The organism is Haloarcula rara (genome assembly GCF_029338235.1).
Lineage (GTDB): Archaea > Halobacteriota > Halobacteria > Halobacteriales > Haloarculaceae > Haloarcula > Haloarcula rara.
Genome location: NZ_CP119785.1, coordinates 2,454,707 through 2,471,360, shown reverse-complemented (window position 1 = coordinate 2,471,360; position 16,654 = coordinate 2,454,707). Strand labels below are relative to the sequence as shown.

The following is a 16,654-nucleotide window of genomic DNA, read 5'->3' as shown; positions in this document are numbered from 1 at the left end:
ACGAGCGCTACCGGCTCGTTAGGCGGAGGGCGATACCGTCCGGGTCCGTGACCCGAACCCCGTCCGCGGTCACCTCGAGGGCGTACCCAGCCCGGTCGAGTCGCTCGCGCGCCTCGGTGATCGCCGCGTCGGTCGGCAGACGGAGTTCGTACCAGTCGAGGCCACGCCCGCCCGCCGGCGTCGACCGCCCGTTCCAGACGTTCACCCCGACGTGGTGGTGGTACGCACCCGCCGCGAGGAAGCACGCGCCGTCGTAGGTGGTCCGGACGGTCATGCCCAGCGCGTCAGCGTAGAACGCGCGGGCGGCGTCGAGGTCGGTCACCTCCAGGTGGACGTGGCCCACGTCGGTTCCGGCTGGTACCGCATCCGAACCGTTCGCTGCCTCCCGAACGCCGGTCGCGTCCAGCGGCTCCGTCGCCATCCGGACCTCGCCGTCCGGTGTCTCCTCCCACACCGACCGCGGACGGTCCCGATATATTTCGACACCGTTTCCCTCCGGGTCCCGGCAGTACAGTGCCTCACTGACGAGGTGGTCCGAGGCCCCCGAAAGCTGCCACCGGGCGTCGAGTCGCTCCAGCGCGTCACCCAGCCCAGCCCGAGAGGGGACCCGAAACGCAGTGTGGAAGAGCCCCGCCGCCGACCGCGGTCGTTCGGGTGCGCTCCGGTCCGCTCGGAGTTCCAGCAGCGCCGTCTCACTGTCGCCCAGTATCGCGCGCTCGCCCGCCCGCTCGTGAACCATCAGACCCACCACAGACTCGTAGAACTCGGCCACCTTGCCCAGGTCCCCGACGGTCAGCGCGACGCGACCGACGCCCGTTGCCGCCGGAAGCCTGTCGTCATCCATATCTGGGCTTCGGGGGGAAACACAGATAGCGATTGTGTCGGCCAGAACGACGGTGCCCCAACGACTTTCCGGTCTCCGCACCCACCGTTGATATTACATGGCCGACATCGACTCGCTCGTCGCCGAGCTGACCCGCACGGAGAAACTCGCGCTCGTCTGCGGGGCAGAAGACCCCGAGGGAACCGCGACCGGCTACCTCCCCGGCGTCCCGCGCCTCGACGTGCCGCCGCTGCGGCTCGTCGACGGGCCGCTGGGCATCCGCGCCGAGGGCGAACGGTCGACGGCCTTCCCCGCCACGCTCGCCGCCGCCGCGACGTTCGACCCCGACCTCGCTCGCGAACAGGGGGCTGCGATGGCCCGCGAGGCCCGCGCGCACGACCAGGACGCACTGCTGGCACCCGGGGTGAACGTGCTCCGTGTCCCCCACTGCGGTCGGAACTTCGAGTATCTCTCTGAGGACCCGGTGCTCGCCAGCGACCTCGGCCGCGCACTCGTCGCCGGCATCGAATCCGAGGACGTGCTAGCGACGGTGAAACACTTCGTCGCCAACAATCAGGAGACGGGCCGCACGACCGTCAGCGCCGACGTCGACGAGCGCACCCTCCGGGAGCTGTATCTCCCGCCCTTCCGCGCCGCCGTCGAGGCCGGCGTCAGCTCGGTGATGACCGCGTACAACCGCGTCAACGGCACCCACATGAGCGACCACGAACGCCTGGTCGGTGACGTACTCAAAGACGAGTGGGGCTTTGCGGGCTACGTCGTCTCCGACTGGTACGGCCTCGAATCGACCGTCGGCGCGGCCAACGCCGGCCTCGACGTGGAGATGCCCGGCGTCCCGTCGGGCCCCGACGACCCCGACGAGGAGTTCGAGTGGCCCGACGGCATCCCCGACGGCAGCCGCGCCGGCCTCTTCGGCGACCCACTCGCCGCTGCCATCGACGACGGGTCGGTCCCGGCAGACCGGCTGGACGACAAGGTCCGTCGTGTCCTCGGGCAGATGGCCCGCATCGGCCTGCTGGACGGCCGCGACCGTCCCGGCGAACTGGACAGCGAGCGCCACCGCGACCTCGCGCGGGACATCGCCGCCCGCGGGACCGTCCTGCTCGAGAACGACGGCGTCCTGCCGCTGGCTGACGACGCCGACGTGGCACTCGTCGGACCCCACGTCCACGACGCTAAGCTCGGCGGCGGGGGCTCCTCGGAGACGACGCCGTTCCACTCGGTCAGCCCCGTCGACGGCCTCACGGACCGTGCCGGCGGAACCGTCACGAGCGCGCGCGGGATTCCGGAGATAGAGAACGTCTCGCTGTTCGACCTCCTGCCGTTCGTCGACAGCGGCCACGAAACCGACGACGACGGACCCAAGGAAGACCCCTCGCTCGACGCCGCCGTCGCGGCCGCCGAGGACGCCGACGTTGCGATAGTCTGCGTGCGCGACGCGACCACCGAGGCGCGTGACCGCGACAGCCTCGCACTCCCCGGGCGCCAGGACGAACTTATCAAGGCAGTCGCCACCGCCAACGACCGGACAGTCGTCGTCCTCCGAACCGGCGGGCCGGTCGAAACTCCCTGGCGCGACGACGTCGCCGCCGTCATAGAGCAGTGGTACCCCGGCCAGGCCGACGGCGCAGCGCTTGCCGACGTCCTCTACGGCGACCGCGACCCCAGCGGGCGTCTCCCCGTCACGTTCGCCCCCGAGGGGTCCTATCCGACGAGCGACGAACGCCGCTTCCCCGGCGTGGACGACGTCGCCCACTACGACGAGGGCGTCTTCGTCGGCTACCGCCACTTCGACGCGAGCGACGACGAGTCGACCTACCCCTTCGGTCACGGCCACTCCTACACTACCTTCGAGTACGGCGCCGCGACAGCCGTCAGCGATGCCACTGTCGAGGTCACTGTGGAGAACGTCGGTGACACGGCCGGCCACGAGGTCGTCCAGGCGTACGTGCGACCGCCTGCTGTCGATGGAATCGACCGTCCGGAGCGTGAGTTCGCCGGCGCCCAACCCGTCGCACTCGACGCCGGCGAGTCACGGACCGTTACGCTCGCCCTCGACGAGCTCGCCTTCTCGCGGTACGACGACGGCTGGACCGTCGACAGCGGTCGCTACACGGTCGAAGTCGGCCGCTCCGTTGTAGACGTGCGTAGCACGGCCGACATCGACCGCTAACTGAAGCCGTCGAGGGAAACTACGGAACGACGGCGTAGCCACTCTGCGTAAATACGAAAAGCCCTCCGGGGAGAGAGACGACTCTCCTCGGAAGGCTGAAAGTGAATGAATGGTGGCGGCGAATCGGATTTCCCAGAGGCTCGCGCACTCCAGTACTCGCCGAAACGCTGGTGAGCTTATCTTCCGTGTTCGGGATGGGTACGGGAGGCAACCTCACCGCTATGGCCGCCTAACGCTGAGTCACGGAGTCGAACCGTGATGGTATACCGCTCTCAGTTGGCAGATGTTTCAGTACGTGCGATCCAGTTTGCGCCTGGACTCGGTCAGTCGACGAGATAATCGTCGGTGAATCGAGTCACAGTGCGTATGAATGATGGCTTTGAGTTGTTAGTGCTCGTGGGCTAAACGCCTCGTTACCTCGGCGCGTACACCCCAAGTCTATCGACCGCGTCTTCTACGCGGACTCTCGGCGGTGTCTCTTTTCCAAGTGGGTTTCGAGCTTAGATGCGTTCAGCTCTTACCCCGTGCTGCGTGGCTACCCGGCACGTGCTCTCTCGAACAACCGGTACACCAGTGGCAGCCAATCGTAGTTCCTCTCGTACTATACGATCGTTCTTGTCAGACACCATTACACACCCAGTAGATAGCAGCCGACCTGTCTCACGACGGTCTAAACCCAGCTCACGACCTCCTTTAATAGGCGAACAACCTCACCCTTGCCCGCTTCTGCACGGGCAGGATGGAGGGAACCGACATCGAGGTAGCAAGCCACTCGGTCGATATGTGCTCTTGCGAGTGACGACTCTGTTATCCCTAGGGTAGCTTTTCTGTCATCAATTGCCCGCATCAAGCAGGCTAATTGGTTCGCTAGACCACGCTTTCGCGTCAGCGTTCCTCGTTGGGAAGAACACTGTCAAGTCATCTTTTGCTCTTGCACTCTTCGCCGGGTCTCTGTCCCGGCTGAGATGACCTTAGGGCGCGCTCGATATCTTTTCGAGCGCGTACCGCCCCAGTCAAACTGCCCGGCTACCGGTGTCCTCCTCCCGGAGTGAGAGTCGCAGTCACCGACGGGTAGTATTTCACTGTTGCCTCGGTGGCCCGCTAGCGCGGGTACCTGTGTAATGGCTCCTACCTATGCTGCACATCGGCGACCACGTCTCAGCGACAGCCTGCAGTAAAGCTCCATAGGGTCTTCGCTTCCCCCTGGGTGTCTCCAGACTCCGCACTGGAATGTACAGTTCACCGGGCCCAACGTTGGGACAGTGATGCTCTGGTTAATCCATTCATGCAAGCCGCTACTGATGCGGCAAGGTACTACGCTACCTTAAGAGGGTCATAGTTACCCCCGCCGTTGACAGGTCCTTCGTCCTCTTGTACGAGGTGTTCAGATACCTGCACTGGGCAGGATTCAGTGACTGTACGAGTCCTTGCGGATTTGCAGTCACCTGTGTTGTTACTAGACAGTCCGAGCATCCGAGTCACTGCGACCTGCTCCGTTCCGGAGCAGGCATCCCTTATTCCGAAGGTACGGGACTAACTTGCCGAATTCCCTAACGTCGGTTGCTCCCGACAGGCCTTAGCTTTCGCCGCTATGGACACCTGTGTCGGTTCTCGGTACGGATATCATACTCGCCTTTTCACGGGCCCCAGGTTGAACCATATTTCTCTATCTCGCCGTTCGTCCGCTTCGTGCCATTACGGCTTCCACGGAGTTTGACGATTCGACCGGGCGAAAGCCCGGCATGGTCGACCCCAGGGCGTCAGCTTTGGATGTATGATAGCACGGGAATATTAACCCGTTTCCCATTTCGTCATAGTCGAGTTACGGTATGACTTAGGACCGGCTAACCCTCAGCTGATCAGCAGTGCTGAGGAACCCTTATCCATTAGGCCGTCGGGGTTCTCACCCGACTATCGCTGCTACTATGGCCAGGATTTTCGTCACTAATCGGTCCACAGGAATTCTCACCCCTGCTTCCATCCAATTAGAGCGCCAATCTACTCGATTGCCCGATAAAGGGCACGGATAGGTCTCGGTGGTGGATTTGAGTCCCGATCATTTTGGGCGCCTCAAACCTCGGCCGGTAAGCTGTTACGCTTTTCTTAGAGGGTAGCTGCTTCTAAGCTCACCTCCCGGCTGTCTAGGGCTCGAGACCACCTTCAGAGGATTACACTTAATCCACACTTGGGGACCTTAACCTATCTCTGGGTTGTTCCCCTCCTGGTGCACAGGCTTACCCCGCACACCGGAATCCCCGCGTCAAACAGCGTTCGTAGGTTTGGAGTTTGACAGGTGTGCCGACTCCTCTCGGAGGCGGTCACACCAATCGGTCGCTCTACCCCACGAACTACCTCGGCGGAGGTCATGCTTCGACATGTTTCGATTGGAACCAGCTGTTGCCGGACTCGATGGGCCTTTCACCCCTACACATAGATCACGAGAGGGTATTGTAGGACACCAACTCTAACAGGCCTCCACGTGCCTTTCGGCACGCTTCACCTTGTCCATGCGTAGATCGTCCGGATTCGGGTCGTGTCAGTGTGGCTCCCCGCCCTTGAAGACGGCGGCCCTCGTCGTAAGACTGCGGCCATGTCGGTTTCCCTGTGCCTCCCCCGATGCTCGGGTTAGACTTGCCATACAGACACACTCCCTGGCTCGTTTTTCAAAACGTACGACAGAACATCGGCTTCCCGTGAGTCTTACTGGAGACTCGCGTCTCGGTCATTCGTCAAGGGACCTTGTATGCCCTGTCGCTCCATCGCCAACTGAGTTCATGCTCTATTTCACCTCCCTTCTGAGGGTACTTTGCAGCGTTCGTTCACACTACTTGTGCACTATCGGTCTCGAGGAGTGTTTAGCCTTAGCAGTCGATGCCTGCTATGTTCGCGAGGGATTTCCAACCCCCGCTACTCCGGAACTGACGCACAACGTACTGATTTCGAGTACGGGGTTGTCACCCTGTATCACGCCCTGTTCCAAGGGACTTCTTCGAAATGGTCTGCTGCTGAGAGTCAGTCCAAACACCACATTGGTCGTGAGACCTTCGGTTTGGGCTGTATCGCGTTCACTCGCGGTTACTGACGACATCACGTTGCGTTTTCTTGTCCTCCCGATACTGAGATGTTTCAGTTCTCGGGGTTCCTCATTGCGCGAAGCAATTGTTGAAGAGATTCTCATTCGGAAATCCTGAGTTCTTAGCCTCCGTGCGGCTCCCTCAGGCTTTTCGCAGCTTGGCACGTCCTTCTTCAGCTCTCGAGCCGAGCAATCCACCAGCTGGCATAGTAGCCAACGTCGTTGTGACTCGTATAACTGAACGAGTCCAGTGGACGCCTGGATCGCACGTACACGCGGTTTCATACTCGCCCCCAAGGTGGTAGATGGTGGGCGAATCGACCCTTCCCAACCTCGGTTTTACCCGGGATGGTGCATCTGTCGTCGTATCACGTTCGAGCGCCGTCCCACACTTAAGGGGCTCGGTTCGAGCGTGCTACGTCGTACGGACCCGCCGGGAGTTGCACCCGGCGCCCCCGTGAGGGGGTCCGACTCGGAGAGGTCATGTGAGCCCAGCGGGCCCATGCAGTAGTCGGAGTTGCTTCCGACTCACGGTGACTTGTGGTCACCAGTCAATGCCAGTTGGTCGCTGTAAACAGCGACCAAGTGAAGGTGGGTTGGGGCAGAGCCCCAATCCCGGTCAGTAGGAGGTGATCCAGCCGCAGATTCCTCTACGGCTACCTTGTTACGACTTAAGCCCCCTTGCGGAGCCCAGATTCGACCACCGCATGGTGGCCTCATCCGGACCCCACTCGGGTGCTTTGACGGGCGGTGTGTGCAAGGAGCAGGGACGTATTCACCGCGCACTTATGATACGCGATTACTACCGAATCCAGCTTCATGCGGGCGAGTTTCAGCCCGCAATCCGAACTACGACTGCGTTTAGAGATTAGCTTCGCCTCTCGGCGTTGCATCCCTCTGTCACAGCCATTGTAGCCCGCGTGTTGCCCGGTCCATTCGGGGCATACTGACCTACCGTTGCCCGTTCCTTCCTCCATTTTAGCAATGGCAGTCCTCCTAGTGTACCCAACCACCACAGGGGTGTTGCTGGCAACTAGAAGTGCGGGTCTCGCTCGTTGCCTGACTTAACAGGACGCCTCACGGTACGAGCTGACGGCGGCCATGCACCTCCTCTCAACAGCTCGGGTAAGTTCGTCAAACTGACCGTCGTTACTGTTGTCGGGACCGGTGAGATGTCCGGCGTTGAGTCCAATTAAACCGCAGGCTCCTCCGGTTGTGGTGCTCCCCCGCCAATTCCTTTAAGTTTCATCCTTGCGGACGTACTTCCCAGGCGGCTCGCTTATCGTCTTCACTACGGCACATCACGTGCTCATGGCGCGTGACATACCTAGCGAGCATCGTTTACAGCCAGGACTACCCGGGTATCTAATCCGGTTCGAGACCCTGGCTTTCGTCCCTCACTGTCGGGTCCGGTCTCTCGACGTGGTTTCCCCATCGGTGGTCCGTCCAGGATTACAGGATTTCACTCCTACCCCGGACGTACCCGTCGAGTCTCTCGGCCCCAAGCCGTGCAGTTTCCACCGGACGCCCACGCGTTGAGCGCGTGGATTTCCCAATGGACTTACACAGCAAGCTACGGACGCTTTAGGCCCAATAATATCGGCCATCACTCGTGCTGCCGGTATTACCGCGGCGGCTGGCACCGGTCTTGCCCAGCACTTGTTCCTGAACCACCTTACGGTTCAGAAAAGCGAGGACTATATGCCCTCGCACTCGGAGTCCCCCTATCGCACTGTCGTGCAGTGTAAAGGTTTCGCGCCTGCTGCGCCCCGTAGGGCCCGGTATCTTGTCTCAGATACCGTCTCCAGGCTCTTGCTGTCACAACCTGTACCGATTATGGGCATGGTGGGCCGTTACCCCACCATCTACCTAATCGGCCGCAGCCACATCCTACAGCGCCGGAACGTTTCTCACTCTCTGCACTCCAGCGTGAGAGTGATATCCGCTATTGGCCTCAGTTTCCCGAGGTTATTGCGGTCTGTAGGGTAGTTTGGCCACGTGTTACTGAGCTATATGCCACGAATCTAAGTTCGTGCGACTAGCATGGCTAAATCGGACTCCGATAGCAATGGCCTCCGGCAGGATCAACCGGAATGTGCTGATATACATCAGCGGCGGAAGTGGTTGCACTCCGTCGGAAGCTAACTACTGCCGGTTGTAAGGCGTGAAGATATTCGCAGAGCGAATTCCTTCAGTTTGTTACAACAGGCAGTAGAACACACTGGTTCCTACGCCAGTGTTGACTACTGCATGGGTCCGTGGGCTCACATCAGATTCCATCTTGACGGCGGACCGCAGGGGTGGAATCCTCATGGTGCGAGCGGAAGCCGCGCAAGCGGCCATGCGCTCTGAGCGAACACCCGACCACCCAGGTGGGTCGTCGAGCCGTCGACCCGAGCACGCTGCCCGGGGCGTCCTTCGCATCATATCCGATGGGAGGGGTATACATAAATGACTCGTCTCGAAGGCGCCCTGTGCCGGCCCCACACGGCGCACACGTGACGTGAGTTCGTCACACACCTAACCGACAGACAGCGGCGTTGTGCCACGATTAGTAGTCAGCAAGATTAGACGAGTGGTCGCCGGACCGTTCGGAGCCAGCTGGCGACCGGAGCTATTGAGAGACAAACGCTCCCGAGCAGCGCGGGCGGACCGCCACGACTCGCCAGTGGCTGCCGTGTCACTCCTCGAAAAAACGACTCGCGTCCGTCGCACACACTGCAGAAAAGGTACTTCAGGCAGTCAGCGAATCGAGGTGGCCTTCGGCACGGAGCTGGTCTGCGTCCTGGCCGTCGTAGCGCCACTCGACGTTGGCCTTCTCGTCTTGCCAGTCCCACGGCTCCGCGAGGACGATGTCCTCCTCGTTAATCCAGGTCCGGAACTTCATCCGGCCGGGGATTCGGCCCATGCGGGTCTCGCCGTCCTCGCACTGGAGGCGGACGTGGTTCCCACCGAGGTGTTCGGTTACGACTGCAAACAACTGATCGCTATTTGGCATGCGGAGGTTCCGCCGCCCTGTATCTTCGCTCACAGCGGTACTAGGCGCTCACTGTGTATAAGTGATTTGAGAGTTGCGATAGCGCGTACCACACGGCACCGCTCGACGACGCCGCGCGGACACTTGGCGGCGTCACTGGGGCCCCGAGAGCCACAAGCGGAGGCGAAGCCGGCGGCTGTCGAGCGTGATGGTACGGCCAGGGTCGAGAGAAGTTCAGTCGGCAGCGAGCGTCAGCGGTTCCTCGCTCTCGGCGACCATGTCGTCGGTGAGACCGTCAGCGAGCGCAAAGACGGCGGCTTTGTGGTCCGTCTTCGATTTGTGAATCGATGTCGGCTTGACACCGAGGTCTGCGTACTCGTCGTGTTCGACGTCGGACCCTGTGTCGGCTTCGTAATGGTGCTGTACCTGTGCGAGAAGGCTGTGAAGATGAATGAGCTCTTGCTTCTTCATGGATAGTATCGCCTAGAAGACGAAGGGTTATAGTATTATCTTGCCACTTGTTACCAATATATATCGGTGTAGTTGTCGTACTGTCTCACCGAAATCGGAGAGAATAGACACGAGAGCCGCCCGAACGGCGATACTTGGACACCGGCCATGAGAACTGCCATCGTGGGGCGACAGTTCCGGGCGCTGTGGCTGGCCGCGCGCCCGAGCCAGGTCGCGCTCATCGCACTCGTCTACGCACACGGGGTCGGGATGGCACGGGCACTGACAGCCACCGCAGTGTCGTGGCCGGCAGTCGCGGTCGGGGGCGCCGCCCTGCTTCCCGTGGCGCTGGGGGTCCACTACGCGAACGAGTACGCCGACGTCGAGACCGACCGCATGACCGAGCGGACGCCCTTCTCCGGCGGGAGCGGCGCCGTAGAGCGGACCGGTGTCCGCCGGGAGTTACTCGCTCGGGCGGCTGGCGTCGCGACAGTCGTCGGTATCGCCGGCGCCGTGGCCGGCTGGTGGTCCGGGATGGTGTCCCCCACCGCACTCGTACTGTTCGTCGCTATCGCCGTCGCGGGGCTGGCGTACTCGCTCCCGCCGGCCGCGCTGGTGCGCCGTGGCGTTGGGGAACTGACCAACGCCGCCCTCGGAGGGACGCTACTCCCCATGTACGGCGTCGCAGTCGTCGGGCGCGTCTCCCCGACGACGGTGCTTGCGGTGGTGCCGTTCACCGTACTGGTCGGCTGTAATCTGCTTTCGACCCACTGGCCCGACCGCCAGGCCGACGCCGCGGTCGGGAAGCGGACGCTGGCCGTCCGGTGGTCGGCACCCGAACTCCGACGGGCGTACTGGCTGCTCGCGAGCGTCGCGGTCCTCCTTACTATCGGGCTTGCCGGGCGGGTGCTGCCGGTCCCGGTCGTCGCGGCCCAGTCGCTCGCGCTGCCGTCGCTGGTGTGGGGCGGCGTCGTGCTCACCCGGCAGCGCTCCCCGTTCCCCGCGGTGAGTGCGATGGTCCTCCACGCGGGCGCGAGCACGGCGGCGTGGTGGTGGCTCGCGCTCAGCTAGTTGTCCACGGCGTCGTGGGGCCCGACCGGCCCGTGGTTCGGGCACGCGCCCGCGATGGGCGTGTCGTTGAGACAGCAGTGTCGCTGCTGGGTCGCGATGAGGCCGGTGGTGAGCAGCTCGTCACAGCGTCGACAGCGCAGCGTCATGCCCCTACTTCGTGGCGAAGCCTGTTACGGCTACCGGGCTTTTTGTCCGCCCGGGCCGACGGCGCAGCTATGGACGACAACCGGGCAGGGTTCGAGGAGTACACCCGGACGGCGGCGGCCAGAGAGCGGTTGCTGGAAGCGGTGACACCGACGGAGCGGACCGAACGGGTGGAGCTTCGGGACGCCGACGGCCGGGTGGTGGCGACGGCCGTCACGGCCGACCGCCAGGTCCCCCACTACGAGCGAGCGGCGATGGACGGCTACGCGGTCCGGGCGAGGGACACCTTCGGCGCGACCGAGCGGTCGCCGGCCTCGCTGCAGGTCACAGACAGCGTCCGGGCGGGGACCGCAGCCCGGGTCCACACCGGGAGGGAACTCCCCGAGGGTGCCGACGCGGTCGTCATGGTGGAGGCGACCGAGCGGACTGGCGACGATCTCGCGGTGTTCGAGGCGGTTCCCGAGGGCGGCAACGTCGGGCCAATCGGCGAGGACGTGGCCGAGGGGCAGGCGCTGTTCGAACCCGGCCACCGGCTCAGACCCTCGGACCTGGGCCTGCTGAAAGCCGTCGGGCTGGAGACCGTCGCGGTGTACGAGCGCCCCCGCGTGAGCGTAATCCCGACCGGCGAAGAGCTCGTCCAGTCAGACCCCGACCCCGGTGAAATCATCGAGACGAACGGCCAGACAGTCACCCAGTACGTCGAGCGGTGGGGCGGCGAGGCAACCTACCGCGACGTCGTCACCGACGACCCCGATGCACTGCGAGCAGCCATCGAGCGCGACCTCGACCACGACGTCGTCGTGACGACCGGCGGCACCTCGGTAGGCGAGCGCGACATCGTTCCGGAGGTCGTATCGGAGCTGGGCGAGGTGTTCGTCCACGGCGTCGCGCTCGAGCCCGGCCACCCGGTCGCGCTGGGCGCCATCGAGGGGACGCCAGTGGTGATGCTCCCGGGCTACCCGGTCGCCTGTATCGTCAACGCCGTCCAGTTCCTCAGACCGGCGGTCGAGACTGCCGGGCGTCGCCCGGCGGTCTCGCTACCGACGACGGAGGCCCGCCTGGCACGGAAGCTTCCCAGCGAGCCCGGCGTCCGGACGTTCGCACGGGTGACCCTGGAGGAAGACGGCGAGGGGAGCGTGACGGCCACGCCGACCCGGACGAAGGGCGCGGGTGTCCTTTCCAGCGTGGCACTGGCAGACGGCTGGGTCGTCCTCCCCGAGGAACGAGAGGGGTACGCTGAGGGCGCGACCGTCGCCGTCGAGGAGTGGGAGGTGCGTCGATGAGCGACCGACGAGAGTTCCGCGACCTTGCCACCCCCGAGGAAGCCCGGACCGTCGTCGAGTCACTCGACGTCGACCCCGGGACGGAGACGGTCGCGCTGGCCGAGGCTCGTGACAGGGTGCTGGCCGAGCGGGTCGACGCCACGCTCGACGTCCCCGGGTTCGACCGCGCGAGCATGGACGGCTACGCGGTGCGGGCACGGGACACCTTCGGGGCCGACGAAGCGACACCGGAGACCCTCACCCTCGCGGGGACGGTCCACGCTGGCGAGGAACCGGACGTCACAGTCGAACCCGGCACCGCCGCCGAGATATCGACCGGTGCGGTCATGCCCGACGGCGCCGACGCCGTCGTGATGGCCGAGCGGACCACGGCGACCGACGACGGCGTCGAGATACGGACCGCAGTCACGCCGGGCGAGCACGTCATGCTGGCCGGCGCGGACATCGCCGCCGGCGCGCGAGCGCTCGGACCGGGCACCCGTATCACGGCCCGGGAGATCGGGCTGCTGTCGGCGCTGGGCGTCGACGAGGTGACTGTTCGGGCGCGCCCGCGCGTCGGCATCATCTCCACGGGGGACGAACTGGTCCGGCCCGGCGACGAGCTCGACAGCGCGGCGGGCCAGATCTACGACGTGAACAGCTACACCATTGCCTCGGGTGTCGAGGACGCCGGCGGCGAGCCCGTACTCTACCCCCACGCCGGCGACGATTTCGAGGCGATGGAGGGGCTGCTCCACGAGGCCGCCGACGAGTGTGACCTCGTGTGCTCCTCGGGCTCGACCAGCGCCAGCGCCGTCGACGTCATCTACCGGGTCATCGAGAAGCGGGGGGACCTGCGACTGCACGGCGTCGCGGTCAAGCCCGGCAAACCGATGCTCGTCGGCACTATCGGCGAGTCGGCCTACGTCGGCCTGCCCGGCTACCCCGTCTCGGCGCTGACCATCTTCCGGACCTTCGTCGCGCCCGTGATTCGCGACGCGGCAGGCCTATCCGAACCCAGGACAGCGACGGTCGCCGGCGAGATGGCGGTCGAGGAGCGCTACACCGAGGGACGGCTGCGGTACATGCCCGTTGGCCTGGTCGAGAGCGGCGACGGCTCGACGCTGGTCTACCCCGTCGACAAGGGCAGCGGCGCGACGACGAGTCTTGTCGACGCGGACGGTACCGTCGCCATCGACCCGGACACCGAGGTCCTCCCTGCCGGCCGAACCGTCGAGGTGACGCTGTTCTCGCCGGACGTACGCGTCCCGACGCTGTTCGGCGTCGGCGAGGACGACCCGCTGTGGAACCGGCTGCTCGACCGAATCGAGGCGCCCCGCTACCTGCCCACCGGGACCGCAAACGGCCGGCGTCGCCTCCGCGATGGCGTGCCAGACGTGGCCGTCGTCGCCGGGCCGGCAACGGACGACGAGCCGGGCGAGGCGCTGGGGGCTGGTCGCGCGAGTGGGGACTCGCCGTCGCACCCGACAGCGACGTGGGCGACCTCGCTGCGCTGGTCGACGGCGACTATCGGTTCGTCAACCGCGACGGCGGGTCGGGCCTGCACGGAAGTTTCGACGCCGAACTGGAGCGAGTGGCCGACGACCGCGGGGTCTCGGTGGCGACGGTGACCGGCGCTATCGACGGCTACGACCTGACGACCGACGCCACCGAGAGCCCCGCCCGCAAGGTCGCGGCCGGCGAGGCTGACGCCGGCCTGGCCCTGCGGGCGACGGCCGAGAAACTCGACCTCGAGTTCGTCCCGCTGGGGACCGAGCGTGTCCGAGTGCTCGCAAATCGGGACCGGACCGAGAAGGAAAGCGTCGAGGGGCTGGGGTCGCTGCTGGGTGAGCTTGACGACCTCGCCGCGGCGCTCGCTGGGTTCGAGGCGTAGCTCGCAGAAAGTCACACAAGGGCCGGTCACCTACGGTGGGCAATGACACCAGAACCGTCTGCATCTCGCGTCGCCGAAACCGCCGCGGGGGGCTGAGCGATGGCGGACTCGCTCGCCGAGCCGTTCCGCTTCGAGTACGAGCCTGCCACCGTCAGATACGGGCCACAGTGCGTCTCACAGCTGGCAAGCGAAGTGACGGCGCTGGGCTGTGAGCGGGCGTTCGTCGTCACGGGGTCGACCGTCGGCGAGACGCCGGCGGTGATAGAGCCCGTCCGCACGGGCCTGGACGACCGGCTGGCCGGCGTCTTCGCGGGAACGACTCCGAAGAAGCGCCTCGGCACGGCCTACGAGGCACTGACACAGTATCGCGAGACCGACGCGGACGCCATCGTCGCGGTCGGCGGCGGCAGCAGCCTCGACGTGGCGACGGTGCTGTCGGTGCTCGCGGGTACCGACTGCGACCCCGCGGCTGTCGGCGCTGAACTGGTCGAGCGCGGGACCCTCTCGGTGCCCGAGTCGGGCGTCCCGCCGGTCGTCACCGTCCCGACGACGTTGGCCGGCGCCGACCTCTCGCAGGTGGCCGGCGTCACCGCCGACCCGGCGACCTGTCCCGTCTCCGAACCCGCGAGCGGCGCCGTCAGCGACCCCAGGCTGATGCCGGCGGCCGCCTGTTACGACCCGAAACTCGTGGCGACCACCCCCCAATCGGTGCTCGCGGGCTCGGCGATGAACGGCTTCGACAAGGGCATCGAGACGCTGTACGCCCGGAACCACACACCCATCACCGACGCGACCGCGACGCGCGGCCTGGGGTTGCTGGCCGAGGGTCTGGAGACACTCGGCGCGGGCGAGACCGACGAGACGACGTTCCAGCGACTCACGCGAGGTATCCTCCTGGTCCAGTACGGCATCTCCCGGCCCGACGGGACGACGCTGTCGCTGATTCACGCCTTCGGTCACGGGCTCACGCGGACGTACGACGTCCAGCAGGGCGCAGCCCACGCGGTCATCGCGCCCCACGCGCTGGACTACCTCTTCGACGCGGTCGAGGGCCGCCGGGACCTGCTCGGCGGGGCGCTGGGTGTCGGCGACGCCGACGACCCGGCGGCCGCAGTGGTCGAGCGCGTCGCCGACATCGCCGCCGGGCTCGGACTCCCGACGAGGCTCCGGGACGTGAACGGACCGGACCGCGAAACGTTCCCTGCAGTGGCCGAGGCTGTCCTCGCCGACCCGTTCGTGCAGAACGGGCCCCCGGGGCTAGACCCGACGCGGGAGGACATCGTGGGCGTACTGGAAGCGGCGTGGTAGTTACTCCAGTTCGCCCCGGAGCACCTTCGCCGCGACGAGAATCGGGTCCCACACCGGGCTGAAGGGGGGTGCGTAGGCCAGGTCGAGCCGTTCGAGTTCTTCGACTGTCAGGTCCGATTCGAGCGCCGTGGCCAGCGTGTCGATTCGGATGGCTGCGCGGTCCTTCCCGACGATGGAGCCGCCGATGACCCTACCCGACTCCCGGTCGGCGGTCAGGCTCACTGTGGTCGGCTCGCTGCCGGGGTAATAGCCCGACCGCGAGCCGGCGGTGATACTCTTCGTCACCGGGTCGAAGCCGGCCGCGCGCGCGTCGTCGTGGTCGATGATGCCGACCCGGCCGGCCTCTAGCTCGAACGCCTTGACCACGGCGGTGCCGGCGACCTCCCCGACGGGTTCCGAATCGCCGGCGACCGTCTGGCCGATGGCCCGGCCCGCGCGGTTGGCTGTGAGTCCGAGCGGGACCCAGGCCGGCGCGTCGGTGACGGTATGGTTGTCCTCGGCGCAGTCGCCGGCGGCGTAGACGTGCTCGACGTTCGTCCGGCCGTACTCGTCGACCGCGACGGCCCCCGACTCGCCCAGCTCGACCGGTGTGTCCGCAAGCAGTTGCGAGTTCGGTGCGACCCCGATACCCACGAGGGCAAAGTCCACGTCGACCCGGCCGTTCTCGTGGACGACCGCCTCGACGTGGTCGCCCCCGTCGAGTTCCTCGACGCTGCAGTTCAGGTGGAGTTCGACGCCCTGCTCGCGAAGGTGGTCGGCCACGTGCTCACACACCGAGTCGCCAAAGGGCGAGAGGAGGTGCGGGCCCCGCTGGAAGACGTGGGTCTCAAGCCCGTGAGCACGGAACGCTTCGGCCATCTCGACGCCGACGTAGCCGCCGCCGACGATGGCCACCCGTTCGGGCGGGGCCATCGCCGCGTAGCGCTCGACGAGCTCGGCGTCCACGTACTCGATGCTCGTGTCGACCGCAGAGTCGCCCGGCTCGGCCAGCGCGGCTCTGACGGCCGCCGCCGAGTCCAGCCCGTGCATCGTGAAGGCCATGTCGCGGTGGTATCCCTCGATGGGGTCGGTGACGGCGTGGGCACCGGTCGCGACCAGGAGGTCGGCGTAGGGTTGTTCGAAGCGCTCGCCGTCGCCCTCGACTGTCACGGTCTCGGCGTCGGTGTCGACCGCCACCACCTCGTGTTCCCGCCGGAGGTCGATGCCCCGGTCGGCCGCTTTCTCGGGCGATAACGACAGCAGGTCGGTGAGCCGCTCGACCTCGCCTTTGACGTAGTAGGGCGTCCCGCAGTGGGCGTAGGAGACCCACCGACCCTTCTCGAAGACGACGACGTCGCCGTCGGGATTTGCTCGCCCGTACTTGCTCGCGGCGCTGAGGCCGGCGGCGTCGCCGCCGACGACCACAAAGGGGTCGCTCATACCGGGACGTGGGCCGCCTGTCACCTAACTGTTGAGTTA

9 protein-coding genes, 3 rRNA genes and 1 pseudogene are annotated in these 16,654 nt (G+C 65.5%); 5 read left to right on the top strand and 8 right to left on the bottom strand.

All coding sequences use genetic code 11. From position 1 onward, the window contains the following. Positions 1-7: 7 nt before the first annotated feature. Positions 8-844, bottom strand: coding sequence for a VOC family protein (locus P1K32_RS13110; RefSeq protein WP_276250160.1), 837 nt, complete (start codon positions 842-844; stop codon positions 8-10). 97 nt (positions 845-941) lie between these two features. Here P1K32_RS13110 and P1K32_RS13105 point away from each other — a divergent pair, with 97 nt between their 5' ends. Then, positions 942-3,017, top strand: a complete 2,076-nt coding sequence (locus tag P1K32_RS13105; RefSeq protein ID WP_276250159.1) for a beta-glucosidase — start codon at positions 942-944, stop codon at positions 3,015-3,017. Positions 3,018-3,127: 110 nt separating this feature from the next. On the opposite strand, the gene rrf is transcribed toward P1K32_RS13105, so the two are convergent. The 5 genes from rrf to P1K32_RS13080 all read right to left on the bottom strand — a co-directional run bounded on the left by rrf (position 3,128) and on the right by P1K32_RS13080 (position 9,538). Further along, positions 3,128-3,250 (bottom strand): 5S ribosomal RNA (gene rrf / locus P1K32_RS13100). A 134-nt stretch (positions 3,251-3,384) separates the two neighbouring features. Then, positions 3,385-6,313 (bottom strand): 23S ribosomal RNA (locus P1K32_RS13095). 401 nt (positions 6,314-6,714) lie between these two features. Beyond that, positions 6,715-8,185 (bottom strand): 16S ribosomal RNA (locus P1K32_RS13090). The 16S, 23S and 5S rRNA genes sit together here, the layout of an rRNA operon. 639 nt (positions 8,186-8,824) lie before the next feature. Further along, positions 8,825-9,121 (bottom strand): translation initiation factor eIF-1A, encoded by a 297-nt coding sequence (locus P1K32_RS13085; RefSeq protein ID WP_220589384.1) that lies wholly within the window; start codon positions 9,119-9,121, stop codon positions 8,825-8,827. A 180-nt stretch (positions 9,122-9,301) separates the two neighbouring features. Continuing rightward, positions 9,302-9,538 (bottom strand): UPF0058 family protein, encoded by a 237-nt coding sequence (locus P1K32_RS13080; protein WP_220589383.1) that lies wholly within the window; start codon positions 9,536-9,538, stop codon positions 9,302-9,304. A gap of 147 nt (positions 9,539-9,685) precedes the next feature. On the opposite strand from P1K32_RS13080, the gene P1K32_RS13075 reads away from it, so the two are divergent. After that, on the top strand, positions 9,686-10,588 hold the full coding sequence (locus P1K32_RS13075) for a prenyltransferase (RefSeq protein WP_276250158.1): 903 nt from the start codon (positions 9,686-9,688) through the stop codon (positions 10,586-10,588). Here P1K32_RS13075 and P1K32_RS13070 read toward each other — a convergent pair. Further along, positions 10,585-10,734: a hypothetical protein gene (locus P1K32_RS13070; RefSeq protein ID WP_276250157.1), complete on the bottom strand. Its 150-nt coding sequence runs from the start codon at positions 10,732-10,734 to the stop codon at positions 10,585-10,587. The genes P1K32_RS13075 and P1K32_RS13070 overlap by 4 nt on opposite strands. A gap of 69 nt (positions 10,735-10,803) precedes the next feature. Here P1K32_RS13070 and P1K32_RS13065 point away from each other — a divergent pair, with 69 nt between their 5' ends. From P1K32_RS13065 to P1K32_RS13055, 3 genes and pseudogenes are all read left to right on the top strand, one after another. Then, complete coding sequence (locus P1K32_RS13065; RefSeq protein ID WP_276250156.1) at positions 10,804-12,015, top strand: molybdopterin molybdotransferase MoeA; 1,212 nt, start codon at positions 10,804-10,806, stop codon at positions 12,013-12,015. Then, a pseudogene (locus tag P1K32_RS13060) lies at positions 12,012-13,888 on the top strand (molybdopterin biosynthesis protein). Before P1K32_RS13065 ends, P1K32_RS13060 begins: the two are co-directional and overlap by 4 nt. 99 nt (positions 13,889-13,987) lie before the next feature. Further along, positions 13,988-15,196 carry an iron-containing alcohol dehydrogenase family protein gene (locus tag P1K32_RS13055; RefSeq protein ID WP_276250155.1) on the top strand — a complete coding sequence of 403 codons (1,209 nt, stop codon included), beginning with the start codon at positions 13,988-13,990 and terminating at the stop codon, positions 15,194-15,196. Here the strand turns inward: P1K32_RS13055 and P1K32_RS13050 are convergent, their stop codons facing one another. Then, positions 15,197-16,615 (bottom strand): FAD-dependent oxidoreductase, encoded by a 1,419-nt coding sequence (locus P1K32_RS13050; protein WP_276250154.1) that lies wholly within the window; start codon positions 16,613-16,615, stop codon positions 15,197-15,199. Positions 16,616-16,654: the final 39 nt, after the last annotated feature.